The following is a 23372-nucleotide window of genomic DNA, read 5'->3' on the forward strand; positions in this document are numbered from 1 at the left end:
ATCAAAGATCGCATGACACGAACAGCAGTGGTGACCGGCGGCGGCACGGGCATCGGCAGGGCGGTGGCGGCCCGGCTCGTGGAGCAGGGCCTGGACGTGGTGATCACGGGCAGGCGGGAGGACGTCCTGAAGGCGGCGGCCGAGGAGATCGGCGCGCGGGCGGTGGTGGTGTTCGACGCGTCCGACCCGGACGCCGTCCAGGCGGCGCTCAGCGACCTGCCGTCCTCAGTGGACGTGCTGGTGAACAACGCGGGAGGCAACATGACCCGGCGCCTGCCCGCGCCGGAGAACCTGGCGGACGTGAAGAACCTGTGGTTCGCCAACTACGAGTCCAACGTGATCAGCGCCGTGCTGGTGACGACCGCGCTGGAACCGCGACTCGCCGACAACGCCAGGGTTGTGACGCTCGGGTCGATCGCGGGCCGGCGCGGCTCGGGTGCCTACGGCGCGGCGAAGGCGGCGGTGGAGGCGTGGACGGCAGATCTCGCGTTCGCGCTGGGCGGGCGGGGGATCACGGTCAACGTGGTCTCGCCTGGCGTCACCGAGGACACCGAGTTCTTCGGCGGAACCCTCAGCGAGGAACGGCGCAAGAAGCTCGTCGGCAACCCGGCCAACGGGCGCGCGGGCACCCCGGCCGACGTCGCCGCCGCGGTGACGTTCCTGACCTCGCCCGAGGCCGGGCACATCACCGCGCAGGTCATCGGGGTGAACGGCGGAGCCGGGCTCGGACGCTGAACCCGATCACCGCGAGCAGCACGACGAGCAGCGCGACCCAGGAGAACTCGGCGAGGTAGTGCTCGGCCGCCTCGCCCGCGAAGTAGACCACCGCCGTCGTGCCACCGGCCCACGCGATGCCGCCAGCAGCGTTGGCCAGCAGGAACTTCCCGTAGTGCATGCCCATCGTGGCGGCGAGCGGACCGGACAGGATCCGCAGCAACGCCACGAACCGGCCGAAGAAGACCGCCCAGGCGCCGTACCGTTCGAACAGCGCCTGGGCGCGGCCGACCCTGTCCTCGCTGAAGTGCCGGGGAAACTTCTCGCCCGCCCACCCGAACACGCGAGGCCCGAACCGCTTGCCCAGCGCGTACCCGGCGCTGTCGCCGGCGATCGCGCCCGCCGAGGCCACCGCGCCGACGACGATCGGTGAGATGCCGTCGTGGTGCGAGGCCATGAGCGCGGCGGTGACGAGGACGATCTCGCCCGGCAACGGGATCCCGACGCTTTCGAGACCGACGACCAGGCCTACGACGATGTAGACCAGCAGCGGTGGAACGGTGTGGAGCCACTGGGTCAGCACATCGCCGATCTTCCTCTCGCGGCGGGATCCGTGCAGTGAACGCGTGCGTCTCGAAGGTGTGGATCACCGGGACGAGGGGGCGTCGTGACCAGCCAGTTCGGCGTGCTGCTGCGTCGGTGGACGATCTGCAGCGGTTCTACCGGGCACTGCTGGGCGGGCAGGTCGTCTCACCCGCCGCGCTGGCCGAGATGAAGCGGACGTGGGGCCCGGCCGACGCCTGCGGGCTCGCGCTGGTCAAGCTGCCGCTGGCGTGCGGCGGCGTGGCGTGGGGGCACAACGGTGCCCTGCCCACGGGCCACCACTCGTTCACGCTGGTCACCGAGGACGGCCGGTTCGCGTCGGTCGTGACCAACACGAACCGGATGGACTCGAAGCCCTCCTCGTTCGACGTGGCGGACAAGGCCCTTTGTTCTAACTGGTCAGGATCGCCCTGGCCAGCGCGGCGGTCTCCGACGGCGTCCTGCCGACCTTGATCCCGACCGCCTCCATGGCCTGCTTCTTGGCTTCCGCCGTGCCCGAGGACCCCGAGACGATGGCGCCCGCGTGGCCCATCGTCTTGCCCTCGGGCGCGGTGAAGCCGGCGACGTAGCCCACCACCGGCTTGGACACGTTGTCCCGCACGAACTCCGCGGCTCGTTCCTCCGCGTCGCCACCGATCTCGCCGATCACCACGATGAGCTCGGTCTCGGGGTCGGCCTCGAACGCCGCGATCGCGTCGATGTGCGTGGTGCCGACGATCGGGTCGCCGCCGATGCCGACGCACGTGGTGAAGCCGAAGTCCTTGAGCTCGTGCATCAGCTGGTAGGTCAGGGTTCCCGACTTCGACACCAGCCCGATCGAGCCCGGCTTCGTGATGTCGGCGGGGATGATGCCCGCGTTCGACTTGCCGGGGCTGATGATGCCGGGACAGTTCGGCCCGATGATCCGCGTCGACTTGCCCTGCGCGTGCGCCCAGAACTGGGCCGTGTCGTGGACCGGGACGCCCTCGGTGATCACCACGGCGAGCCCGATCCCGGCGTCGACCGCCTCGATGACCGCGTCCTTGGTGAACGCGGGCGGGACGAAGAGCACCGACACGTTCGCGCCGGTTTCCGCCATCGCCTCGGCGACCGTGCCGAACACCGGCAGCGTCACCTCGTCGAAGTCCACGGACGTGCCGGCCTTGCGCGCGTTGACACCGCCGACGACCCGGGTGCCGGCCGCCAGCATGCGGCGGGTGTGCTTGGAGCCCTCCGACCCGGTCATGCCCTGCACGACCACGCGGCTGCTCTCGTCGAGGAAGATCGCCATCAGGACTCCTTACCGGCGCCGGCGAGCGCGGCGGCACGGCCCGCAGCGTCGTCCATCGTGTGCGCCACGGTGATCAGCGGGTGCCGGGCTTCGTCGAGGATGCGGTGGCCGGCCTCGGCGTTGTTGCCGTCGAGCCGCACCACCAGCGGTTTGTCGGCGCGGTCGCCGAGCAGGCCGAGTGCTTGCACGATTCCGTTGGCCACCGCGTCGCACGCGGTGATGCCGCCGAACACGTTCACGAACACGCTGCGCACCGACGGGTCGGAGAGGATGACGTCGAGGCCGTCGGCCATGACCTGGGCCGAGGCGCCGCCGCCGATGTCGAGGAAGTTCGCGGGCGCGGCACCGGCCAGCGCTACGACGTCCAATGTGGACATCACGAGGCCGGCGCCGTTGCCGATGACGCCGACCGTGCCGTCGAGCTTGACGTAGTTGAGGCCCTTCTCGGCCGCACGGACCTCCAGCGGGTCACCCTCCGCGCCTGAATCGGTGCGGGAATGCCTGAAGGAGGCGTTGTCGTCGAGCGTCACCTTGCCGTCCAGTGCGACGATCCTGCCGGATTTCGTGAGCGCCAACGGGTTCACCTCGACGAGAGTGGCGTCCTCGGAAACGAAGGCCTTCCACAAAGCGGAAGCGACGGCGTTCACTTCGCCGGCAATCGAAGCTGGAAACACCGCAGCTGCGTCGAAGGACGAAGCTGGCATTCGAGTGATGGAGTCGGCCATCTCCTCGATCTCCATGCCCCCGGTGGCCGACGCCATGCCGATGAACGTCCTGTTGGCACGATCGAGAAGAAACGACAGGTAGAACTCCTCGGCGATCTCGCTCGCCTCGGTCACCAGCACCTTGTGCACGGTGTGACCCTTGATGTCCATCCCCAGGATGGCGGTGGCGGCAGCAGCCGCGTCGTCGGGCGATGCAGCCAGTTTGATGCCACCGGCCTTGCCGCGCCCGCCGGTCTTCACCTGAGCCTTCACGACGACGGTGCCGCCCAGTTTCACGGCCGCCTCGCGCGCGGATTCAGGAGTGTCCGCCACGAAACCGCGCGGAACGGGGACCCCGTACCGCTCGAAGAGGTCCCGGGCCTCGTGTTCGAAAAGATCCACCGTCTACGTCCTCTCGCCGAAAACTTAGGGCCATCTATGGACATCCGGTTGGTAGCGGAGTAACGATATGCCTACCTCATACGGTATGCAATCTACAGTCGAGCGCTAGGGGAGCTGATCGCCGATGACGAGTTCCGCGGAGGCTGGGTCGGATTCTGGGTCGATCTCTGGCGGCCATCTGGTCGCCAAAGCGCTCAAGGCCGAGGGCGTCGACACCATCTTCACGCTGTGCGGTGGACACATCATCGACATCTACGACGGCTGCGTGGACGAGGGCATCGCCGTCGTCGACGTACGACACGAACAAGTAGCCGCGCACGCCGCGGACGGCTACGCACGCATCACCGGCAAGCCCGGTTGCGCGGTCGTGACCGCGGGACCCGGCACCACCGACGCCGTCACGGGCGTCGCCAACGCCTTCCGCGCGGAGAGCCCGATGCTGCTGATCGGCGGCCAGGGTGCGTTGAGCCAGCACAAGATGGGCTCACTGCAGGACCTCCCGCACGTCGACATGATGACGCCGATCACCAAGTTCGCCGCGAACGTCCCGCACACCGCGCGCATCGCCGACATGGTGTCGATGGCGTTCCGCGAGGCGAACGCCGGCGCGCCCGGCCCGTCGTTCCTGGAGATCCCGCGCGACGTCCTGGACGCCAAGGTCCCGCTCAGCACGGCCCGCATCCCGCAGGCCGGTCACTACCGCGCGTCCACGCGCAGCGCCGGCGACCCGAGGGACATCGAGAAGCTCGCAGACCTGTTGGTGCACGCCAAGAAGCCGGCGATCCTGCTGGGCAGCCAGGTGTGGACGACGCGCGCCACGGACTCCGCGATCGAGCTCGTGCGGACGTTGAACATCCCCGCCTACATGAACGGCGCGGGCCGCGGCACCCTGCCGCCCGGCGACCCGCACCACTTCCAGCTGTCGCGCCGCTACGCCTTCGACAACGCCGACGTGATCGTCATCGTCGGTACCCCGTTCGACTTCCGGATGGGCTACGGCCGCAGGCTTTCCGCGAACGCGACGGTCGTGCAGATTGATCTCGACTACCGCACCGTCGGCAAGAACCGCGACATCGACCTCGGCATCGTCGGTGACGCGGACCTGGTGCTGTCCAGCGTCGCGCAGGCCGCCTCCGGCCGGGAGGACAACGGCGCGATGGGCCGCAAGGTGTGGCTGGAGGAGCTGCAGGCGGTCGAGGAGAAGGCCCGGCAGAAGCGCCTGGAGCACCTGCGCTCCGATGACATGCCGATCCACCCGTACCGGCTGGTGAGCGAGATCAACGACTTCCTCACCGAGGACTCCATCTACATCGGCGACGGCGGCGACGTCGTCACGTTCTCCGGCCAGGTGGTGCAGCCCAAGTCGCCGGGCCACTGGATGGATCCCGGTCCACTCGGGACGCTCGGCGTCGGTGTGCCGTTCGTGCTCGCCGCGAAGCTCGCGCGGCCGGACAAGGAGGTCGTGGCTCTCTTCGGTGACGGAGCGTTCAGCCTCACCGGCTGGGACTTCGAGACGCTCGTCCGCTACAACCTGCCGTTCGTCGGCATCGTCGGCAACAACTCCTCCATGAACCAGATCCGCTACGGCCAGGCCGCCAAGTACGGCCTGGAACGCGAGCGCGTCGGCAACACGCTCGGCGACGTCAAGTACGACCAGTTCGCCAAGATGCTCGGCGGCTACGGCGAGGAAGTGCGCGATCCCAAGGACATCGGCCCCGCGTTGCAGCGCGCCCGCGAGTCCGGCAAGCCCTCGCTGATCAACGTGTGGATCGACCCCGACGTGTACGCGCCAGGAACCATGAACCAGACGATGTACAAGTAGGTGAGCCAGCCAATGGGAATCACTGCCGGCAAGGCCTTGGAAGGCGTCAAAGTCCTCGACATGACGCACGTGCAGTCCGGACCGTCGTCGACCCAGCTGCTCGCCTGGCTGGGCGCGGACGTCATCAAGCTGGAAACGCCGGGACGGGGCGACATCACCCGCGGCCAGCTGCGGGATCTGCCCGATGTGGACAGTCTCTACTTCACGATGCTCAACTGCAACAAGCGGAGCATCACGCTCAACATGAAGGCCCCGGAGGGCAAGGAGATCTTCGAGAAGCTCGTCGGCGAGGTGGACATCCTCGTCGAGAACTTCGGCCCCGGCGTCGTCGAGCGTTTCGGCTACCCGTGGGAGAAGCTGCACGAGCTCAACTCCAAGCTCATCTACGCCTCCATCAAGGGCTTCGGCCCCGGCCGCTACGCCGACTTCAAGGCCTACGAGGTGATCGCGCAGGCCATGGGCGGCTCGATGAGCACCACCGGGTTCGAGAACGGGCCACCGCTCGCCACCGGCGCGCAGATCGGTGACTCCGGCACCGGAATCCACCTGGTGGCCGCGATCCTGGCCGCGCTGTACCAGCGGACGAACACCGGGCGCGGGCAGCGCGTCCAGGTGGCCATGCAGGACGCCGTCCTGAACCTGTGCCGGGTGAAGCTGCGCGACCAGCAGCGGCTCGCCCACGGGCCGCTGGGGGAGTACCCGAACGAGCAGTTCGGGGACGAGGTTCCCCGCTCCGGCAACGCATCCGGTGGTGGCCAGCCCGGCTGGGCGGTGCGCTGTGCCCCCGGCGGCCCGAACGACTACATCTACGTGATCATCCAGCCGGTCGGGTGGAAGCCGCTGACCGAGCTGATCGGCAAGCCCGAGCTCGCCGACGACCCGGCCTGGGCGACGCCAGAGGTCCGGCTCTCCAAGCTGGACAAGGCGTTCGCGCTGATCGAGGAGTGGACGGAGAAGCACACCAAGTGGGAGGTGATGGACAAGCTCAACGCCCACAACATCCCGTGCGGACCCATCCTGTCCACCAAGGAGATCATCGAGGACGAGACGCTGGCCGAGCTGGAGACCGTCGTCGAGGTCGAGCACCCCGAGCGCGGCACGTTCAAGACGGTCGGCTGCCCGCTCAAGCTCTCCGACTCTCCGGTCGAGGTGCACCGCTCGCCGTTGCTCGGTGAGCACAACGACGAGGTCCTCGGCGCCTTGGGCTACAGCAGCGAACGACTGGCCGAACTCCGCACCGCCGGCGTCATCTGATACCTCTAGGGAGACGAGATCTCATGCCGGACAACGGCTACGACCGCGCCGCGGTCGAGAACGTGCTCGCGAAGGTGCGGGCGGAGGGACGGTCGTCGCTCACCGCGCCGGAGGGCAAGCGGGTCTGCGACGCCTACGGGATCGCGACCCCGGCCGAAGCGCTGGCGAAGTCGTCCGAGGGCGCCGTCGCGTTCGCCGAGGAGATCGGCTACCCGGTCGTGCTCAAGATCGTCTCACCGGACATCCTGCACAAGACCGAGGCCGGTGGCGTGCTGGTGGGCCTCCGCAGCGCGAACGAGGTCGCCGAGGGCTACCGCACGATCATCCACAACGCGAAGAACTACAAGGCGGACGCCGACATCACCGGTGTCCAGGTCCAGCAGCAGCTGCCGACCGGGAACGACGTCCACGAGGTGATCGTGGGCGCCACCACCGACGAGACGTTCGGCAAGATCGTCGCGTTCGGCCTCGGCGGGGTGCTCGTCGAGGTGCTCAAGGACGTCACGTTCCGGCTGGCGCCCACGAGCGCGTCCGAGGCGCTCTCGATGGTCAACGGCATCGCGGCCGCGGAGATCCTGCGCGGTGTCCGCGGCGCGCAGGGCGTCGACGCGCACAAGCTCGCCGACCTGATCCACCGCGTCTCCGACCTGGTCACGGACTTCCCGCAGCTCGCGGAGGTCGACCTCAACCCGGTGCTCGCCACTCCGGGTGGTGCCACCGCGGTCGACGTGCGGATCCTGGTCGACGAGAACGCCGCGAAGGAACCGCACCGGTTCACGCAGGACGAGATCCTGACCGCGATGAACCGCATCATGAAGCCGGCCGCCGTCGCCGTGATCGGTGCCTCCAACGAAGAGGGCAAGATCGGCAACTCGGTGATGAAGAACCTCGTCAACGGCGGGTTCCAGGGCGAGATCCACCCGATCAACCCCAAGGCCGACGAGATCCTCGAGCGCAAGGCGTTCGCGAGCATCGGCGACGTCCCGGGTGACGTCGACGTCGCGGTGTTCGCGATCCCGGCCAAGTTCGTGCCCGCCGCCCTCGAAGAGGTCGGCAGGAAGGGCGTCGCCGGCGCGATCATGATCCCGTCCGGCTTCGGCGAGACGGGCAACCAGGAGCTGCAGGACGAGATCGTCTCGATCGCGCGCAAGCACGGTGTGCGCATCCTCGGCCCGAACATCTACGGCTACTACTACACGCCGGAGAACCTCTCGGCGACGTTCTGCACGCCGTACGACGTCAAGGGCGGTGTCGCGCTGTCGTCGCAGAGCGGCGGAATCGGCATGGCGATCCTCGGCTTCAGCCGTTCCGCGGGCATGGGCGTCAGCGCGATCGTGGGTGTGGGCAACAAGGCCGACATCGACGAGGACGACCTGCTGACGTTCTTCGAGCAGGACCCGAACACCCAGCTCGTCGCGATGCACCTGGAAGACCTGAAGGACGGCCGTTCCTTCGCGGAGACGGCGAAGCGCGTCTCGGAAAAGAAACCGGTCGTCGTGCTGAAGGCCGGGCGAACCGACCAGGGCGCCAAGGCGGCCAGCTCGCACACCGGCGCACTGGCCGGCAACGACCGGGTCTACGACGACATCCTCAAGCAGAGCGGCGTGATCCGGGCACCCGGCCTGAACGACCTGCTGGAGTACGCGCGGGGCATTCCGCTGCTGGCCACGCCCAAGGGCGAGAACGTCGTCATCATCACCGGCGCGGGCGGTTCGGGCGTGCTGCTCTCGGACGCCTGTGTGGACAACGGGTTGTCGCTGATGAGCATTCCGGACGATCTGGACGCGGCGTTCCGGAAGTTCATCCCGCCGTTCGGCGCGGCGGGCAACCCGGTCGACATCACCGGCGGGGAACCGCCCTCGACGTACCGGAACACGATCGCGCTCGGACTCGCGGACGACCGCATCCACTCGCTGATCCTCGGCTACTGGCACACCATCGTCACGCCACCGATGGTGTTCGCGAAGCTCGTGGTCGACGTGGTGGAGGAGTACCGGGCGAACGGCATCCACAAGCCCGTCGTCGCCTCGCTCGCCGGCGACGTCGAGGTGGAGGAGGCCAGCGAGTACCTGTACCGGAACGGAGTGGTTGCGTATCCGTACACAACGGAGAAACCTGTCGCAGTGCTGGGCGCGAAGTATCGGTGGGCAAGGGCCGCCGGCTTGCTCGGTTAGCGGCAGGACGCTCTAGCAAGGGAGAGATGGCCCGTCCGCGACCGTGTCACGCCCACGGTCGCGAACCCGCCAGGGAGGTCAACGAAGACAGCCGGTCCTCTGGAGGTTGTTAACCGTGGATGATCCAAATCTGGTCGCCCGCACGGACGTGTCAGCACCGCCCCAAAGAGAGTCACAGAAAGAACCACAGGGGGAGCGTGTCTGGCCCGCGGGCAGGCTGGAAGCGATGCCCATCAGGAAACTGCCCGACGCGCCACCGTCGATTCACCTGCTGGGCCCCACCGTCTTCCTGGTGGCACTCGGCGTGGGCATGGGCGAGGCCTACATGTGGCCCCGGCTCGTGCTGCTCTTCGGGCCGGACATCCGATGGCTGTTCCTGATCGGCGTGACCCTGCAGGCCGTCGTGATGCTGGAGATGGCCCGCTACGCCATGGCGACGGGCGAGAGCATCTTCTTCGGCGCGGCACGCGTGTTCAAGCCGATCATGTGGTTCTTCTTCATCGTGGCGATGGCCGTCTACATCTGGCCGGGCCATCTCTCCGCGGGCGCGGCGGCGCTCGAGCGGATCACCGGCATACCGTGGACGGTGTCGGCCTGCGTGGGCCTGATCCTGGTCGGCGTGCTCTTCAGCCTGGCGAAGGTCATCTACAACCTGCTGGAGAACCTGCTGTCCATCCTCATCGGACTGCTGGTCGTCAGCACCGCGATCGTCGCTGCGATGGTCGGCACGTGGCAGGACCTGGTCAGCACCGTCACCGGCATGTTCCAGTTCGGCTACCTGCCGGCGGACGCCCTGTCGGCGACGTGGTTCCCGGTCATCGTCGGCTCGATCGCGTTCGCCGGACCGTCCGGCATGCAGCAGATGTGGTACACGCTGCACCTGCGCGACAGCGGCGCCGGCATGGGCGCGCACATCCCGAAGGTGCGCGGGTTGCGGCACGCGGGCAAGGAAGAGCAGATGCCCAGCCGCGGCTTCATGTTCGACACCTCGGATCCCGCCGAGATGGCGAAGTGGAAGGGCTGGCGGCGCTGGGTCACGTTCGACGCCCTGCTGCTCTTCTGGGGCATCACGATGCTGGTCACGATCTCGTTCACCGTGCTCGCCCAGGCTGCGAACCGGGAGAGCCCGAACGTGAAGGCGCTGATCGAGGCCGGTGAACGGGAAGCGGCGCTCAACGGCATGTCGGACGCCTTCGCCTCGGCGGGCGGCCCGGTGCTCGGTGCGGTGTTCCTCGGGTTCATCGCGCTGATCGGCCTGAACGCCACGCTGGGCCTGTTCGACTCGTTCTCCCGCGGCCAGGCCGACATGGCGTACCACTTCGTGCCCGGTGCGAAGCGGTTCCGGATGTCGCACCTCTACGCGGGATTCCTGTGGGGCGTCATCACGTTCGGCATCATCATCCTGCTGTGGGGACCGGCGGACGGACCGGGAGCGATCCTCGACGTCCTGGCGTTCCTCTCCACGTTCGCGATGGGTGCCTACTGCGTCGTGCTGCTGCTCGTGAACAACCGGATGCTGCCCAAACCCATCCGGCCCAAGCTGGTCACGAACATCATCATCGGGCTGGGCGCCGTGTTCTACCTCGGCATGCTGTTCTACAGCCTGGTCCGCTTCGGCGTCGTGGTGGACTGATGGAGATCCGAGAGGCAATACCCGGTGCGGCGGTCGGTCTCGCCGCCGGTGTGGTTGCGGGCGGGCTGGCGGCCTTGGTCGGCCAGCCCCTCTCGTGGGCGTTGGTGACGATGCTCGCGCTCGGTGTGCCGCTGGCGTTGCTCGGCGGCGGTCTCGGCGTGCTCGTCGCGTCGGGCCGGCTGCCGCGCGGGCGGTTCGCTCCCGTCGCGCTGTTCTGGCTGGCGGGCTTCCCGCTCGCCCGCCTGGTGCACGAGATCTCCGTGAGCCTGGTGCTCACCGGCCAGGTCCGGCTGCCCTCGGACCTGGCCAGTTTCCTCGCCTACCAGGGACTCGTGAGCATGGGCTGGGCGATCGGATTCCTGTGGCTGCACGAGCGCATCGCGCTGCGCATGCGCACCGCTGGTGCCACTTCTGGCGCCGCCACGTCCCGCTGACCTTCCGCCGGAGGAGCGAGAATGCTGGATCTTCCTGTCTGGGTGTGGATCGCGACCATGGGCGGCATCGCCGCCGTGATCGCGTTCGACTTCTACCTGGTGGCACGAAAACCGCACGAGCCGTCGTTCCGCGAGTCGCTGTACTGGGTGCTGTTCTACGTCGGCCTGGCCGTCCTCTTCGGACTCGGCATCACGTTCCTCGCCGGGCCGTCGTACGGTGGCGAGTTCTTCGCCGGCTGGATCACCGAGTACTCGCTGAGCGTCGACAACCTGTTCGTGTTCGTGCTCATCATGGCCAGGTTCGCGGTGCCGCGGGAGTACCGGCAGAAGGTGCTCATCGTCGGCATCGTCCTGGCCCTGTTGCTCCGGGCCGTGTTCATCGCGCTGGGCGCGCAGGCGATCGCGCGGTTCGACTGGCTGTTCTACCTCTTCGGTGCCTTCCTGATCTACACCGCGTGGAAGCTGTTGCGGCAGGAGGAAACCGAGGAGGCCGAGTTCTCCGAGAACGCCGCGTTGCGCGCCGTGAAGAAGGTCGTCCCGGCGACGACGACCTACCACGGCGCCGCCCTGACGACGCGCGTCGACGGTCGCCGCGTGGTGACGCCGATGCTGATCGTCATGGTCGCGGTGGGCACCACGGACCTGCTGTTCGCGGTGGACTCGATCCCGGCGATCTTCGGTCTCACCAAGGAGCCCTACCTGGTGCTGACCGCCAACGCGTTCGCGTTGATGGGCCTGCGCCAGCTCTTCTTCCTGGTGGGCGGCCTGCTGGATCGCCTGGTGCACCTGAGCAAGGGCCTCGCGGTGGTGCTCGCGTTCATCGGGCTCAAGCTCATCTTCGAGGCGCTGCACCACCACGGTGTCTCGTGGGCTCCGGAGATCCCGATCGTGGTGTCTCTCGGGGTGATCGTGGTGACGCTCGCCATCACCACGGTGTGGAGCCTGCACACCTCCAGGCGGGCCGCCCAGTCCGCCGTGGAGGGAGCGGAGAGTGCACAGAGGAGCGAGGACGCTCCCGTCAAGGACACTCAGCCGTGAATCGTGTGGCCTTCGGCGTCTTTGCCCTGAGAGCTGGGGCGCAGCGTCTTGGCCACGGCCGCTACGGCCTCGGCGTCCTTGCGCTGCTCGTTCAGCGCGGTGGCCAGTCCGAGGCCGAGCGTGCGGCCGTCGGCGGAGAATCCCTGGCGCGGCCTGGTGAGCGCGTTCACGAGGTTCTTCCAACGAGGCATGGTCTTCCTTCTCTTCCTGTCGATGGTCACCCCCGAGGCGCGCAGAAGCCCTGCAGGCACTGTCGCACGGGGGAAGCAGGGTTGCGGCCGGGGCTCTTTCCATCGGATACCCACTCCGGGTCCTCATCGACCCCGTCCCTGCCCACATTCAGCATACTGCGTTTTGTATGCAATCTGCGGCCATCGTGTCGGGGATCACCCGTGCGGCACCAAATGACCGATTTCGGGTGATCTGAGCGTGATGGCTCAGTTACCTTCGGTGGTCTTCTGGTCGTGATAGGTCTGCCGGGTCTGCTCCGCATGATGGTGCATGACCTCGCCGGCTCGCTCTGCGTCACCGTCGGCGATGGCGGCGATCAGCTCAGCGTGTTCGTTCCACGAGTCACGGCTCCGTGGGCGGGCGATCGGGGTGTAGTACCAGCGCACCCGGCGGTCGACCAGTCCGATCATCTCGGACAGGACCTTGTTGCGGCCGATCGACGCGACAGCGGCGTGCAGGTTGGCGTTCGCCTCGACCAGCCGGTCCACGTCGGCGGCGGCCAGCGCGTCCTCGCCGGCCTTCTGCAGCTTCTTGAGCTGCTTGACGTCCTGTGCGGTGGCGTGCTCGGCGGCGAGCTTGGCGGAGTAGGTCTCGAGCACGCTGCGCACGGCGAGCAGCTGGTCGGCCTCCTCCTCGGTCGGGGTGTGCACGAAGGCGCCCTGGGCGGGGCGCAGGTCGACCCAGCCGTCGGTCTGCAGCCGCTGCAGGGCCTCGCGCACCGGCTGCCTGCTCACGCCCAGGTACTCGGCGAGCTCGGCCTCGACCAGGTGCTGGCCGGGCGCGAGGGTCCGGTTGACGATGAGCTCGAGCAAGGCGTCGTAGACGGCTTGTCGCAGCGGTGCCGGCCGTTCGACGCGGCGGCTCGCGGCGGCACTGAGTGGACCGCGGGCGGCACGGCGGCCACTGGGCAAAGAGGTCATGTCAGACAGAATACAGCTTTTGGTATGCAAAAAGCACTTCTAGAGCTTTGGTCATGTTGTCCGTATACTGTATGCAATCTTGCCGGTGTGTCTGGCGGAGCGGGGCGTGACATGAAGATCGCTGTTCTCGGAGCCGGAGCGATCGGTGCCTACGTCGGTGCGGCCTTGCATCGTGCGGGCGTGGAGGTCCACCTGATCGCACGTGGAGCTCATCTCGCCGCGATGCGGGAGCACGGCGTGCGGGTGCTGAGTCCTCGTGGTGACTTCACCGCGCATCCACACGCGACCTCCGATCCCGCCGAGGTGGGCGAGGTCGACTACGTCTTCCTCGGCCTGAAGGCGTACTCGTACGCGTCGTCGGGTGATCTGCTGGCACCGCTGCTGGGCCGCGACACCGCCGTGATCGCGGCGCAGAACGGCATCCCGTGGTGGTACTTCCACGGCATGACCGGCCACCCTCTGGAAGGTCAGCGGATCGAGGCCGTGGACCCCGGTGGCTCGGTGACGGCCGTTCTGCCGATGGAGCGGGCGATCGGCTGCGTTGTCTACTGCTCGACCGAGATCGAGTCGCCGGGCGTGATCCGGCACCTCGAAGGCACGCGCTTCTCGATCGGCGAGCCCGACCGGTCGATCTCGCCGCGCTGCGTGGCGCTGAGCGAGGCGATGGTCGCGGGCGGCCTGAAGTGCCCGGTGGAGAAGGACGTCCGCGAGGACATCTGGATCAAGCTGATGGGCAACGTGGCGTTCAACCCGTTGAGCGCACTGACCCGCGCGACGATGGTGGAGATCTGCGACCACTCGGACAGCCGCGACCTGGTGGCCGAGATGATGGCCGAGACGCTGACCATCGCGCGGGCGGCGGGCTGCGACCCGCAGATCTCGATCGACAAGCGCATCGACGGCGCCCGGCGGGTCGGGCACCACAAGACGTCGATGCTGCAGGACCTGGAGGCCGGCAAGCGACTGGAGATCGACGCGATCATCGGCGCGGTGGTGGAGATCGCTTCGTTGACACGGGTGCCCGCGCCCACGTTGCGGCACGTCTACGCGGCGATCGACCTCCTGTCGCGCACGTCGCTGGTGTCGTAGTTGTTGCTGCGAGAGCTGGAGTACCTGGTCGCTCTGGCGCGCGAACGCCACTTCGCCCGCGCGGCGGAGTCCTGTCACGTGTCCCAGCCGTCGCTGTCGGCGGCGATCAGCAAGCTCGAACGCGAGCTCGGGGTGCCGATCGTGTCCCGCGGCCGCCGTTTCGAGTCGCTGACGCCGGAGGGGGAACGGGTCCTGCTGTGGGCGCATCGCATGCTGGCGGACCGCGATGCCCTGCGGCAGGACCTTTCGCGCATGCGCGAGTCGCTGTCCGGTGTGCTGCGGATCGGCGCGATACCGACCGCGTTGCCCGCGGCTCCGCTGCTGACAACGCCGTTCTGCGAGCGGCACCCGCATGTTCGTGTCGTGCTGGAGTCGCTGTCGTCGTCGGAGATCGAGCGAGGACTCGCCGAGTTCGAGCTCGACGTCGCGATGACCTACGTGGACAGCTCGGTGCGCGCTTTGCCGTTGTACGAGGAACGATATGTGCTGCTCACTCCTGACGACGAGGAGATCGCTTCCCGTCCGGTGGCGCGGTGGGCGGACGTGGCGGCGCTGCCGTTGTGCCTGCTGACCTCGAAGATGCGGAACCGCCGGATCCTCGACGGGATCTTCGCCGACGCCGGCGTGCAGCCAGTGCCGGTGATCGAGGCCGACACGGTGGCGACGCTGTACGCCCACGTGGCCACCCGGAAGTGGTCGAGCGTCATCGCGCACGCCTGGCTGCAGATGTTCGGAACGCCGGAGGGGATGCGTGTCGTCCGGATCGAGGACCCGCAACGCGTGCCGCGGATCGGCCTCGTGGTCGGCGACCAGGAGCCGGTGTCGATGCTCGCGCGGGCGATGCTGGACCTGACGCGCGGCCTCGACGTGCGTGGCGAGCTGGATCGGCTGCTGCACAAGCATCTTGATAGACGCGACCTATGACGGGATAGGAACTTTCGCTTGGACGCGGTGCCGGTGTCCCTTCGATGCTGGAGGGCATGAAGATCCTGTGCGTCCTCTACGACGACCCGGTGACCGGCTACCCGGCCACCTACGCCCGCGACGACCTGCCGGCGCTGCCCGGCTACCCGGGCGGCCAGACGCTGCCGACTCCGTCCTCAGTGGACTTCACCCCCGGCCACCTGCTCGGCAGCGTGTCCGGCGAGCTGGGTCTGCGTGCCTTCCTGGAAGCAGCCGGCCACGAGCTGGTCGTGACGTCCGACAAGGAGAGCGAGGAGTTCGAACGGCACCTGGCCGACGCGGACGTCGTGATCTCCCAGCCGTTCTGGCCCGCCTACCTGACCGCGGACCGAATCGCCCGCGCTCCCAGGTTGAAGCTCGCCGTCACCGCCGGAATCGGCTCCGACCACGTCGACCTCGACGCGGCCATCGCCCACGGCGTGACCGTCGCGGAGGTGACCTACTGCAACAGCATCAGCGTCGCCGAACACGTGGTGATGTCGATCCTGAACCTGGTCCGCAACTTCGTTCCCTCACACCAGACCGTGCTGAACGGCGGCTGGAACATCGCCGACTGCGTGGCCCGCTCCTACGACGTCGAGGGCATGCACATCGGCACCGTGGCCGCCGGCCGCATCGGCCTGGCGGTCCTCAAACGCTTGGCCCCGTTCGACGTGCACCTGCACTACACCGACCGGCACCGCCTGCCTCGCGAGGTGGAGCAGGAACTCGGCCTGACGTTCCACACCTCGGCCGCGGACATGGTGCCGCACTGCGACGTCGTCACGGTCAACGCACCACTGCACCCGGAGACAGAGGGCCTGTTCGACGACTCGCTCATCGGTTCCATGAAGCGCGGCGCCTACCTCATCAACACCGCGCGGGCTCGGATCGCCGACCGCGACGCCGTGGTGCGGGCGTTGCAGAGCGGCCGCCTGGCGGGGTACGCGGGCGACGTGTGGTTCCCGCAGCCCGCGCCCGCCGACCACCCGTGGCGGACGATGCCTCATCACGGCATGACGCCGCACATCTCGGGCAGTTCGTTGTCCGCGCAGGCCCGCTATGCCGCCGGTACCAGGGAGATCCTGGAGTCGTTCTTCGCCGGCACGCCGATCCGGGACGAGTATCTGATCGTGGACGGCGGCAAGCTCGCGGGCACGGGCGCTCACTCGTACGCGGTCAGGGGGTAGCGAGCGACCTTCCCGTAGACCGGCCCGCCTTGCGTAGGCGGTCGCCTTGCGATGGTGGCCTTGCGTTGGCTGCCCCGGTTCCAGCGGAGGGGCACTTGGCTTGCGGGGCGTCACCTTGCGTAGGTGGTTGCGCGGGCCTTGACGGGCCGGGTCATTTCATCGCCGCTTCGCGACGATTGCGATTGGGGCTTGACTTCGGGGCCCTTGCGAGGCGCTGGTCGGCCTGTAAAAGCCGGGCATGTAAAGCGCCCGGCCGATCCGAACACGGTAGCACCTCGCACCCAAAGTCAAGCCCCAATCGCAAGCGTACGTGGGCACGTAGGGCGGTCGGGTGCGGTAATTACCGGTTGAACGGTGTGGCATTGCCCTGTCCGGCTCGGCTTCGCCATCGCGGTTGAGGAGAGGACGCCACGATTTCACCTGGCGGTTTCTTCCGGGGCCTCGGCGTCGCCTTTGCGGCTGGTTCCGGGGCTGCGACTTTGCCTTGCGGCTGGTTCCGGAGGCCTCGGCTTCGCCATCGCGGTTGCTTTGCGGACCTCCACCTCGCCTTTGCCGCGCGCCGGGTATTCCGGCGCGCGGCGGTGTCACCGACCCAAGGTCAGGCGGCGGTGTGGATGAGGTTGCGTCTGGGTTTTCGCAGCGGATCCAGTCAGCGCGGCGGATAGAACACCGGGATGCCCTGCACCATTGTCACCGTCCAGCCGCTGTGGTGGATGAGCCTGTGGTGGTGGCGGCAGAGCAGGACGCCGTTGCCGACGGAGGTGTCGCCGCCGTCGGCCCAGTGGTGGATGTGGTGGGCGTCGCAGTGTTTGGGTGGTCGGCCGCAGCCGGGGAAGGCGCAGCCGTGGTCGCGGGCGACCAGGGCGCGCCGCATTCCGGCGGTGAAGGTGCGGGACTTGCGGCCGACGTTGAGCGGCTGCGACTTCGCTCCCATGACCATCGGGATGATCCCGGCGTTGCAGGCCAGCTGGCGGACCTGGTCGGCAGGCACGCGTTCGCGGTTGTCCAGCATGGCCTGGCCGACCTGGTCGGCGAGGTCGTCGTAGCGCATGGTCAGGGTGAGGGTGACCGGTTCGCCGCCGTGCTCGGGCAGCTGGTCGGCGCGCAGCATCAGGTCCACGAGGTCGGCCAGGGCGTCGCCTTCGCGCTCAGCCCGCGACCGGAGATCGGGGCCTTCGTCGGCGGTGGTCGGGCGGGGCTTGGCCAGCGGGTCGAGCAAGGCCTCGTACTTGGCGCCGGTGATGGTGTCCAGCTTCGCCCAGATCTCCAGGTAGCCGTTCTTCCACCGCATCACGTGCTGGTTGACCGGCGGAGCGGGTTCGGCGTCGCGGGGTTCGGGGTCGTTCTGGAACAGCCGGTAGGCCAGTTCTTTGCCGAACGCCCGCACCGCACTCGGCTCATGCTCACGGGCGAAACCCACGACAGGCTCTTCGGCCTCGGCGGGCAGCGCCTTCATGACCTCGGCCACCACACCAACATGCTCGACCGACAGCGCCCCCTCGGCCGCCGCCTCGGCGACCACAGGAAGTGCGGGCGCGAGCACACTGCCGGTCGGCGTGATCTCGCGACTCAGCAGTGCGGCGTGGGTGACCCATTTCCTGGCGGTTTTCCGGTCCCAGCGGACCGCGTGCCGCAACACGTGCGGCAAATCCTTGTAGCCGAGTTCGGCCGCGGCCCCGCGCCGATCCAACTCTGCGATCTTCTGCATGACCGAATGTTCGCGAATCCGGATTTCCGTCACCTCGTCGACGATGCCGCGTAGCAGCTCGTCGGTGGAGAGGAGTCGGGTGTCGCTCACGTGTTCTAATCTACCGCAAGATCACGAGAAAATAACAGGTCACGGTATACACAATCGAGTTAACAGTCTGAGCCAACCACCCTCGTGGCGAAGCGGAGCGAGCCGTACAGGGCAATTATCCGCCGTGCTAGCGGTAATTCCCGCACCCGAACGAACAAGCGCAACCACGCACGCTGGCGATTGGGGCTTGACTTTGGGTGCGAGGTGCTACCGTGTTCGGATCGGCCGGGCGCTTTACATGCCCGGCTTTTACAGGCCGACCAGCGCCTCGCAAGGGCCCCGAAGTCAAGCCCCAATCGCTATCGTCGCGAAGCGGCGATGAAATGACCCGGCCCGTCAAGGTCTGCGCAACCACCTATGCAAGGTGACGCCTCGCAAGCCAGGTGCCCCTCCGCTGGAACCGGCACCAGCCAACGCAAGCCGACCCCTCGGTGCCCGAGCCACCTGAGCCCCGGCAAGAAACCGCAACAGGGGCTAGCGCATACCGAAGATTGCATACAGTATGGACGCAGGAGGTGTCGTGATGAGCAGGCGGAAGAAGACCGAGCCCTACGTGCGGCTCACCCAGCCGCTGGTGCGCGACGCAGGCATCCTGCGCCCGGCCACCTGGGACGAAGCGCTAAACCGCGCGGCCGAGGGGTTTCACCGCAACGTTGCGAAGCACGGGCCGGACGCGTTCGGGATGTTCTCCTGTGCCAGGGCCACCAACGAGATGAACTACATGGCCCAGAAGTTCACGCGGGCGGTCATCGGCACGAACAACGTCGACTCGTGCAACCGCACGTGTCACGCGCCGAGCGTGGCCGGGCTGGCCAAGGTCTTCGGCAGTGGTGGCGGGACGTCCTCCTACCAGGAGATCGAGGACGCCGATCTGATCATCCTGTGGGGGTCGAACGCGCGGGAGGCGCACCCGATCTTCTTCCAGCACGTGCTCAAGGCGGTCAACAAGGGCGCCAAGCTGTACGTGGTCGACCCGCGGCTGACGAGCACCGGCAGGTGGGCGCACAAGTGGTTGCGGCTCAACGTCGGCACGGACATTCCGCTGGCCCACGCCATCGCGCGCGAGATCATCGCGTCCGGACTTGCCAACATGTCGTTCATCGAGCGCGCCACCGAGGGCTTCGAGGAGTTCGTCAAGGCGGTCGAGCCGTGGACGTTGCCGGTGGCGGAGCTGGAGACCGGTGTGCCGGCCGAGCTCATCCGCGAGCTCGCGCACGCTTACGCCAAGGCGGACCGCGGTCAGCTCAGCTGGACGCTCGGCATCACCGAGCACCACAACGGCACGGACAACGTTCTCAGCCTCATCAACCTGGCACTGCTCACCGGCCAGGTCGGGCGGTACGGCGCGGGGCTGAACCCGTTGCGCGGGCAGAACAACGTCCAGGGCGGCGGTGACATGGGGGCCATCCCCGACCGCATGCCGGGCTTCCAGGACATCACCGATCCCGCGGTCACGGCCAAGTTCAACGCCGCCTGGGGCTCGAACATCAAGGCGGAGAAGGGCTGGAACCTCACCCAGATGCTCGAGGCGATGGAACGGGGTGACCTGACCACCGTCTACATCATCGGTGAGAACCCCGTGCAGTCCGAGGCCGACTGTGAGCACACGATCAAGCGACTGTCCAATCTGGACCACATCGTCGTGCAGGACATCTTCCTCACCAAGACGGCGAAGATGGCGCACGTCGTGCTGCCCGCCGCGGCCGCGTGGTGCGAGACCGACGGCACGTTCACGAACAGCGAGCGCCGGGTCCAGAGGGTGCGGAAGGCCCTCAACCCGCCGGAGGGTGCGCGCGACGACATCGAGATCATGGGTGAGATCGCCACGAGGCTCGGTGCGGCCTGGGAGCACAAGACCGGCGAGGACGTGTGGGACGAGCTGCGCAGCCTGTCGCCGTTGCACACCGGCATGAGCTACCAGCGGCTCGAGGAACTCGGCGGCATCCAGTGGCCGTGCCCGAGCGAGGACAGCCTCGAACCGAGCTACCTGCACGCCCGGCTCTGGGAGGAGGACCCGGTCAAGCGCGGCAAGCCAGCGCCGTTCTCGCCGGTGCTGCACAGTCCTCCGGTCGACGAGCTGACCGAGGAGTATCCGTTCCGGCTCACCACCGGGCGCCGGCTCGACTCCTACAACACGGGTGTGCAGTCGCACGGCTTCGAGTCGCCGCTGCGCAAGGGGGAGACGCTCGACCTGTCGCCGCAGGATGCGGCCGAGCTGAACGTCGAGGAAGGTGAGGAAGTCCAGATCACCAGCAGGCGCGGGCAGATCCAGGCGCCGGTGCGGATCGACGACGGTCTCACGCCCGGCCTGGTGTTCATGACGTTCCACTTCCCGGACGAGATCGACGTCAACATCATCACCATCGAGGCCACCTGCCCGATCGCGGGCACGGCCGAGTACAAGGCCGCGGCCATCCGCATCGACAAGCTTCCGGTGCCCGCTGTTGCCGGGAAGGCGGGCTGAGTGGACCTCAAACTGCTCGACGTCGAGCCCACCGAGGCCGAACGCGTCGTGGTCGACCTGTTCACCGGCATGGGGCGGGATCAGCTGTTGCCCGCTCTGCACGCCGTCAACGACAGGGTCGGCTGGATCAGTCAGGGCGCGCTGAACCACATCTGCCGCGTCCTGCACATCCCGCCGGCCGAGGCGTACGGCGTGGCGAGCTTCTACTCGCTGTTCTCGCTCACGGAACGGCCGGCGAAGGTCGTGCACGTCTGCGTCGACCTGGCGTGCCAGGTCAACGGCGCGAAGGCGTTGTGCGACCGGCTGACCGACGAGCTCGGCCCGGCGGGAGCGAGGAGCGGCTGGCTGCGCAGCCCCTGTCTCGGGGTGTGCGAGAAGGCTCCGGCGGCGCTCGCGTTCGAGGCGGGGGAGGTGGCGAAGGAGCAGCTCCTCGCGCCCACCCACGCCGGTGAGGTGATCGCGGTGGCGGCCGCCGGTCCCTCCCATGTGGACGATGAGCGCGCGGAGGTGCCGCAGGCCGGTGACTCCGGCCTGCGGCTGCTCAAGCGGGTCGGCGTGGTCGATCCGGAGTCGCTCGACGACTACCGGGCGACGGGCGGCTACCAGGCACTGCGCACCGCGCTTCTGCTCGGACCGTCCGGGGTGATCCGGGAAATCACCGACGCGAAGCTGATGGGACGCGGCGGCGCGGCGTTTCCGACGGGACGCAAGTGGGACGCGACCGCCCGTCAGCCCGTGCGGCCGCACTACCTGGTGTGCAACGCGGACGAGAGCGAGCCGGGCACGTTCAAGGACCGGCTGCTCATGGAGGGCGACCCGTTCGCGGTGATCGAGTCGATGACGATCGCCGGGTTCGCCGCCGGGTGCTCGAAGGGGTACCTGTACCTGCGCGGCGAGTACCCGCGCGCATTGCACCTGCTGCGCAACGCGATCTCGAAGGCGCGCGAACGGGGCTTCCTCGGCGCGAACATCATGGGCCACGAGGGTTTCTCGTTCGACATCGAAATCCGGCGTGGCGCCGGTGCGTACATCTGCGGTGAGGAAACCGCGATCTTCAACTCCATCGAGGGCTTCCGCGGTGAGCCGCGGTCGAAGCCCCCGTTCCCGGTGGAGCAGGGGCTGTTCGGCAAGCCCACCGTGGTCAACAACGTGGAGACGCTGGTGAACGTGCCGGTGATCCTCACGGAGGGGTGCGAGGCGTACACGCGCATCGGCACCGAGGGGTCCACGGGGCCGAAGCTCTTCTGCCTGTCGGGGAACGTGAGTCGTCCGGGCGTGTACGAGGTGCCGTTCGGCACCACGCTCGGGGAACTCCTCGATCTGGCGGGTGGCGTGCCGCCAGGCCGGGAGCTGCGAGCGGTACTGCTCGGCGGGGCGGCAGGCGGGTTCGTCCGGCCGGACGAGCTCGGCCTGCCGCTCACCATCGAGGACGCGCGCGCCGCCGGCACCACGCTCGGCTCCGGTGTCGTGCTGGTGCTGGACGACACCGCCGACCTGGGCAGCTTCCTGCTGCGCATCGCCGCGTTCTTCCGAGACGAGTCGTGCGGGCAGTGCGTGCCGTGCCGGATCGGGACCGTGCGGCAGGAAGAGGCGCTGCACCGGCTCGTCGGCAAGCGCCCGCTGAGCACGAGCGCGGCTGATCTCCAGCTGCTGAGGGAAGTCGGGCAGGTCATGCGCGACTCGTCCATCTGCGGGCTCGGCCAGACCGCTTGGAACGCCATCGAATCAGCACTCGACCGCTTGGGTTACGCAGAGGAGGCGACGTCATGACGATCGTCGAGATCGGGCTGCCCAAGCGGCTGGTCGAGGTCACGCTGGACGGCGAGTCCGTACGCGTGCCTGAAGGTGCGACGATCCTCGACGCCTGCACGGCGGTGGGCAAGTCGATCCCGACGCTGTGCTACGGCGACACGTTGAAGCCCGCCAACGCCTGCCGCGTCTGCATGGTCGAGGTCGAGGGTTCGCGCACGCTCGTGCCGTCGTGCTCGCGCAAGGTCGAGCCCGGCATGGTCGTGCGCACGGAATCCGAGCGCACGCAACACAGCCGCAAGCTGGTGCTGGAACTTCTGGGGTCCGCGACGGACCTGTCCACCACGCCGCACGTGGACGAGTGGATGTCCGCGTGCGGCGCCGACCCCACCCGGTTCGGGCCGCCGGAGCCGCCGTCGACGGACCGCGACGACCGCCGGCCGGGTGAGCACGAGGAGCCGGACGGGCAAACGGCTGCCACGGTCCGGCAACCGATCAAAGTGGACAATCCGCTGTACGTGCGCGACTACGGCAAGTGCATCTTGTGCTACAAGTGCGTCGACGCGTGCGGCGACCAGTGGCAGAACAGCTTCGCCATCTCGGTGGCGGGCCGCGGGTTCGACGCGCGGATCTCCACGGAGTTCGCCACGCCGCTGCCCGACAGCGCTTGCGTCTACTGCGGCAACTGCATCGAGGTCTGCCCGACCGGTGCGCTGAGCTTCAAGCGCGAGCACGACAAGCGCGAAGACGGCACCTGGGACGAGTCCAGGCAGACCCAGACCACGACCGTGTGCACGTTCTGCGGTGTCGGGTGCAACCTCACCCTGCACGTGCAGGACAACGAGATCGTGAAGGTGACGTCACCGCACGACAGCACCGTCACGCACGGAAACCTGTGCATCAAGGGCCGGTTCGGCTGGCAGCACGTGCAAAACCGCTGA

General features: G+C 68.0%; 20 protein-coding genes. 14 read left to right on the forward strand and 6 right to left on the reverse strand.

Annotated features, from left to right (window positions below):
* The first annotated feature begins 12 nt into the window (after positions 1 to 12).
* A complete protein-coding gene (locus ABFX45_RS28155; protein WP_346133088.1) occupies positions 13 to 735 on the forward strand; it encodes an SDR family NAD(P)-dependent oxidoreductase in 723 nt (240 codons plus the stop codon).
* On the opposite strand, the gene ABFX45_RS28160 is transcribed toward ABFX45_RS28155, so the two are convergent.
* Complete coding sequence (locus ABFX45_RS28160) at positions 698 to 1297, reverse strand: DedA family protein (RefSeq protein WP_346133089.1); 600 nt, start codon at positions 1295 to 1297, stop codon at positions 698 to 700. The genes ABFX45_RS28155 and ABFX45_RS28160 overlap by 38 nt on opposite strands.
* Positions 1298 to 1413: 116 nt before the next feature.
* Here ABFX45_RS28160 and ABFX45_RS28165 point away from each other — a divergent pair, with 116 nt between their 5' ends.
* Positions 1414 to 1770, forward strand: a complete 357-nt coding sequence (locus tag ABFX45_RS28165; RefSeq protein ID WP_211337285.1) for a serine hydrolase domain-containing protein — start codon at positions 1414 to 1416, stop codon at positions 1768 to 1770.
* Here ABFX45_RS28165 and sucD read toward each other — a convergent pair.
* Together sucD and sucC are read right to left on the reverse strand one after the other, a co-directional pair.
* Positions 1709 to 2587 (reverse strand): succinate--CoA ligase subunit alpha, encoded by an 879-nt coding sequence (gene sucD / locus ABFX45_RS28170; RefSeq protein ID WP_109636328.1) that lies wholly within the window; start codon positions 2585 to 2587, stop codon positions 1709 to 1711. The two genes, ABFX45_RS28165 and sucD, sit on opposite strands and share 62 nt — an antisense overlap.
* Positions 2587 to 3693, reverse strand: coding sequence for an ADP-forming succinate--CoA ligase subunit beta (gene sucC, locus ABFX45_RS28175; RefSeq protein ID WP_346133092.1), 1107 nt, complete (start codon positions 3691 to 3693; stop codon positions 2587 to 2589). Before sucC ends, sucD begins: the two co-directional genes overlap by 1 nt.
* 124 nt (positions 3694 to 3817) lie before the next feature.
* Between sucC and ABFX45_RS28180 the strand changes: the two genes are divergently transcribed.
* The 6 genes from ABFX45_RS28180 to ABFX45_RS28205 all read left to right on the forward strand — a co-directional run bounded on the left by ABFX45_RS28180 (position 3818) and on the right by ABFX45_RS28205 (position 12048).
* Positions 3818 to 5515, forward strand: a complete 1698-nt coding sequence (locus ABFX45_RS28180; protein ID WP_109636330.1) for a thiamine pyrophosphate-binding protein — start codon at positions 3818 to 3820, stop codon at positions 5513 to 5515.
* Between the two features lie 12 nt (positions 5516 to 5527).
* A complete protein-coding gene (gene frc, locus ABFX45_RS28185; RefSeq protein WP_346133095.1) occupies positions 5528 to 6769 on the forward strand; it encodes a formyl-CoA transferase in 1242 nt (413 codons plus the stop codon).
* A 23-nt stretch (positions 6770 to 6792) separates the two neighbouring features.
* Positions 6793 to 8943 (forward strand): acetate--CoA ligase family protein, encoded by a 2151-nt coding sequence (locus ABFX45_RS28190; RefSeq protein WP_346133097.1) that lies wholly within the window; start codon positions 6793 to 6795, stop codon positions 8941 to 8943.
* A 226-nt stretch (positions 8944 to 9169) separates the two neighbouring features.
* Positions 9170 to 10576 (forward strand): Nramp family divalent metal transporter, encoded by a 1407-nt coding sequence (locus tag ABFX45_RS28195; RefSeq protein ID WP_346133099.1) that lies wholly within the window; start codon positions 9170 to 9172, stop codon positions 10574 to 10576.
* Positions 10576 to 11010, forward strand: coding sequence for a hypothetical protein (locus ABFX45_RS28200; protein WP_346133101.1), 435 nt, complete (start codon positions 10576 to 10578; stop codon positions 11008 to 11010). Before ABFX45_RS28195 ends, ABFX45_RS28200 begins: the two co-directional genes overlap by 1 nt.
* A gap of 24 nt (positions 11011 to 11034) precedes the next feature.
* The gene (locus tag ABFX45_RS28205; RefSeq protein WP_112226291.1) at positions 11035 to 12048 is read left to right on the forward strand and encodes a TerC family protein; all 1014 of its coding nucleotides are present in this window, start codon (positions 11035 to 11037) and stop codon (positions 12046 to 12048) included.
* Here ABFX45_RS28205 and ABFX45_RS28210 read toward each other — a convergent pair.
* Positions 12039 to 12239: a hypothetical protein gene (locus ABFX45_RS28210; RefSeq protein WP_346133103.1), complete on the reverse strand. Its 201-nt coding sequence runs from the start codon at positions 12237 to 12239 to the stop codon at positions 12039 to 12041. The two genes, ABFX45_RS28205 and ABFX45_RS28210, sit on opposite strands and share 10 nt — an antisense overlap.
* 246 nt (positions 12240 to 12485) lie before the next feature.
* A complete protein-coding gene (locus ABFX45_RS28215; protein WP_346133105.1) occupies positions 12486 to 13199 on the reverse strand; it encodes a GntR family transcriptional regulator in 714 nt (237 codons plus the stop codon).
* A gap of 111 nt (positions 13200 to 13310) precedes the next feature.
* Between ABFX45_RS28215 and ABFX45_RS28220 the strand changes: the two genes are divergently transcribed.
* Genes ABFX45_RS28220 through ABFX45_RS28230 form a run of 3 tightly spaced genes read left to right on the forward strand, consistent with a single transcriptional unit; the run spans position 13311 to position 16420 of the window.
* Complete coding sequence (locus ABFX45_RS28220) at positions 13311 to 14288, forward strand: 2-dehydropantoate 2-reductase (RefSeq protein ID WP_346133107.1); 978 nt, start codon at positions 13311 to 13313, stop codon at positions 14286 to 14288.
* Positions 14289 to 15212, forward strand: a complete 924-nt coding sequence (locus tag ABFX45_RS28225; protein WP_346133109.1) for a LysR family transcriptional regulator — start codon at positions 14289 to 14291, stop codon at positions 15210 to 15212.
* Between the two features lie 56 nt (positions 15213 to 15268).
* Positions 15269 to 16420 carry an NAD-dependent formate dehydrogenase gene (locus ABFX45_RS28230; protein ID WP_170154907.1) on the forward strand — a complete coding sequence of 384 codons (1152 nt, stop codon included), beginning with the start codon at positions 15269 to 15271 and terminating at the stop codon, positions 16418 to 16420.
* 649 nt (positions 16421 to 17069) lie between these two features.
* Here ABFX45_RS28230 and ABFX45_RS28235 read toward each other — a convergent pair.
* Positions 17070 to 18218, reverse strand: coding sequence for an HNH endonuclease signature motif containing protein (locus tag ABFX45_RS28235; protein ID WP_346133112.1), 1149 nt, complete (start codon positions 18216 to 18218; stop codon positions 17070 to 17072).
* Between the two features lie 523 nt (positions 18219 to 18741).
* Here ABFX45_RS28235 and ABFX45_RS28240 point away from each other — a divergent pair.
* From ABFX45_RS28240 to ABFX45_RS28250, 3 genes are read left to right on the forward strand one after another with little or no spacing between them, the layout of a single operon-like run.
* Complete coding sequence (locus ABFX45_RS28240) at positions 18742 to 20682, forward strand: molybdopterin oxidoreductase family protein (protein ID WP_346133114.1); 1941 nt, start codon at positions 18742 to 18744, stop codon at positions 20680 to 20682.
* Positions 20683 to 22452 (forward strand): NAD(P)H-dependent oxidoreductase subunit E, encoded by a 1770-nt coding sequence (locus ABFX45_RS28245; protein WP_346133116.1) that lies wholly within the window; start codon positions 20683 to 20685, stop codon positions 22450 to 22452.
* A complete protein-coding gene (locus ABFX45_RS28250) occupies positions 22449 to 23372 on the forward strand; it encodes a 2Fe-2S iron-sulfur cluster-binding protein (protein ID WP_109636343.1) in 924 nt (307 codons plus the stop codon). Before ABFX45_RS28245 ends, ABFX45_RS28250 begins: the two co-directional genes overlap by 4 nt.

The sequence above is a fragment of the Lentzea roselyniae genome (assembly GCF_039537795.1).
In the GTDB taxonomy this organism is placed as follows: Bacteria; Actinomycetota; Actinomycetes; order Mycobacteriales; family Pseudonocardiaceae; genus Lentzea; species Lentzea atacamensis.

Coding starts and splice junctions, on each gene's coding strand:
- ABFX45_RS28190 (WP_346133097.1), top strand. CDS start 6,793: ATGCCGGACAACGGCTACGACCGCGCCGCGGTCGAGAACGTGCTCGCG.
- frc (WP_346133095.1), top strand. CDS start 5,528: ATGGGAATCACTGCCGGCAAGGCCTTGGAAGGCGTCAAAGTCCTCGAC.
- ABFX45_RS28195 (WP_346133099.1), top strand. CDS start 9,170: ATGCCCATCAGGAAACTGCCCGACGCGCCACCGTCGATTCACCTGCTG.
- ABFX45_RS28250 (WP_109636343.1), top strand. CDS start 22,449: ATGACGATCGTCGAGATCGGGCTGCCCAAGCGGCTGGTCGAGGTCACG.
- ABFX45_RS28240 (WP_346133114.1), top strand. CDS start 18,742: ATGAGCAGGCGGAAGAAGACCGAGCCCTACGTGCGGCTCACCCAGCCG.
- ABFX45_RS28210 (WP_346133103.1), bottom strand. CDS start 12,239: ATGCCTCGTTGGAAGAACCTCGTGAACGCGCTCACCAGGCCGCGCCAG.
- ABFX45_RS28220 (WP_346133107.1), top strand. CDS start 13,311: ATGAAGATCGCTGTTCTCGGAGCCGGAGCGATCGGTGCCTACGTCGGT.
- ABFX45_RS28215 (WP_346133105.1), bottom strand. CDS start 13,199: ATGACCTCTTTGCCCAGTGGCCGCCGTGCCGCCCGCGGTCCACTCAGT.
- ABFX45_RS28180 (WP_109636330.1), top strand. CDS start 3,818: ATGACGAGTTCCGCGGAGGCTGGGTCGGATTCTGGGTCGATCTCTGGC.
- sucD (WP_109636328.1), bottom strand. CDS start 2,587: ATGGCGATCTTCCTCGACGAGAGCAGCCGCGTGGTCGTGCAGGGCATG.
- ABFX45_RS28200 (WP_346133101.1), top strand. CDS start 10,576: ATGGAGATCCGAGAGGCAATACCCGGTGCGGCGGTCGGTCTCGCCGCC.
- ABFX45_RS28230 (WP_170154907.1), top strand. CDS start 15,269: ATGAAGATCCTGTGCGTCCTCTACGACGACCCGGTGACCGGCTACCCG.
- ABFX45_RS28155 (WP_346133088.1), top strand. CDS start 13: ATGACACGAACAGCAGTGGTGACCGGCGGCGGCACGGGCATCGGCAGG.